The sequence below is a fragment of the Lysobacter sp. Root690 genome (assembly GCF_001427785.1).
GTDB lineage: Bacteria > Pseudomonadota > Gammaproteobacteria > Xanthomonadales > Xanthomonadaceae > Lysobacter.
The window spans coordinates 519330-521089 of record NZ_LMHM01000018.1 but is presented as its reverse complement, the minus strand read 5'-3'; the positions used below and the strand labels follow the sequence as shown (position 1 = coordinate 521089).

The window sequence follows — 1760 nt, the reverse complement described above, 5'->3', positions numbered from 1 at the left end:
GGTCGCGCCCAGACGCTTGCCGTTGACCAGCACCAGGGTGCGGTTGGCGCCGAGGTTGCGCAGGTCGATGTAGTAACCGCCGACGGATTCGCCCGAGGACAGCGGCGAGGTGCGGCTGATCGCCGGCGAGCCCGCGGCGGTGATGTTCTGCAGGATGTCGGCGACCGACTTGTAGCCCTGCTTCTCGATCTCGGCGCGGCTGATCTGAAGAACCGGCGCGGCGGTTTCGACGTCGACCTGGCGGATGCGCGAACCGGTCACTTCGACGCGATCGAGCGTGGTGGCTTCCTTGCTGCCGGCTTCCTGGGCAAGCGCGGCGCCCGTGCCGACCAGAGCGGTGCTAGTCACCGCAAGAGCGAACGTAATCGCGTCTCGCAGCTGGTTGGTCTTCAGGATCATTTCGGTCTCTCTCTCTTCAAGGGCCTGATAAGCGGATTTCGATATGCAAGGTTGGCCGGAGAGCGCAAATCAAAAAGCCTCGTCCCGACTAACCGCGGCCCGGATACTAGTCACCTCATTTCGATAATTAAAGTGTCGTTAAAACGCCATGTGCGTATACGTCGTATCAAATACGCACTAAATGCATTTTCTATATGTAATCGCGTGGAAATCAGGCTTATAGAAAATCTAATTATTGTGGTTATTAAATGTATTTAAGCGATTTTTTGGCACAAAAAAAACGGCCCCCGAAGGGGCCGTTCTGGTGAAGCGGTACCGCAGTGTTGCTTAGAAGCGCTGCTGGTACTTGAAGTAGATGAAGCGACCGATGTCGTAGCCGCCGTAGTACGAGTAGCCCGAGTTCGGCTGATCGTACTGCGGAGCGGCGTAGTGCTCGAACACGTTGTTCGCGCCGACCGCGATCGTGGCATTCCACGGCGCGTTGAAGCGGACCTGCATGTCGTGGAAGGTGTTCGAGCCGATCTCGTTCTTCGGCGAATTGACGCCGCCGAATTCCGGAGCGGTGTAGTCCGGCAGCGAGCAACGATCGTCGAAGTAGCACTCTTCCTTCACGCCGGAGTAGTAACGCAGACCCCAGGTGAAGCCCCACGGACCCTTGTCCCAGCTCATGTTCAAGTTCGAGCGCAGGCGGAAGTTGCCGCCGAAGCCGTTCTGCTGGCTCGGGGTCGCTTCGCCCAGGACGTCGGTCTGCAGTTCGTTCTTGGTCGTGTAGCTGTTCAACCACGCGAAACCGAAGCGGCCCCACTGCGTGTCGAGACGANTTCACGTCAAAGTCGAAACCTTCGACTTCGTTGTAGCCCACGTTGATCGGCGCGAAGATGAAGCTGGTGATGGCGCCGGTGACCGGATCACGCGTGAAGCGCGAACGGGCCGGATCCTGTCCGGTGTTGCAGCGCGACTCGATGCCGCGGGTGTAGCAGTCGGCCAGCACCTGGGTCGGATCGTCGCCGCGGATCGCGTTTTCGATCTTGATCGACCACCAGTCCAAGGACAGGTTGAGGTTTTCGACGAAGGTCGGGCTCCACACCACGCCGAAGGTCTTCGACGTCGAGGTTTCCGGAACCAGCTGATCGTTCGAACCCGACAGGAACGGCGTGTTGGTCTGCGTACCCGGGCCCGGGGCGAGGCCCGACGGGGTGTTGGCGAGCTGGCGGAAGTTCGCCGGCACGTTCTGCAGGCAGCGGGCGCTGCCGGCGGCGTCGCCGAACAAGGTGTCGCAGGCGTCGGTGTAGAACGAGAACGACTGGCCCAGACCGCCGTACAGGTCGGCGATGGTCGGAGCGCGGAAGCCCTCGGAGTAG

At 60.4% G+C, this 1760-nt stretch carries 1 protein-coding gene and 2 pseudogenes; all 3 read right to left on the bottom strand.

Annotation, left to right across the window (positions count from 1 at the left end):
* Positions 1–399: TonB-dependent receptor plug domain-containing protein (locus tag ASD86_RS28135; protein ID WP_235567900.1), on the bottom strand; the 399-nt coding region annotated here is incomplete at its 3' end.
* Positions 400–726: 327 nt separating this feature from the next.
* Positions 727–1219: pseudogene (locus ASD86_RS28130) on the bottom strand (TonB-dependent receptor); the annotation flags it as partial.
* 1 nt (position 1220) lies between these two features.
* Positions 1221–1760 (bottom strand): annotated as a pseudogene (locus ASD86_RS28125) (TonB-dependent receptor); the annotation flags it as partial.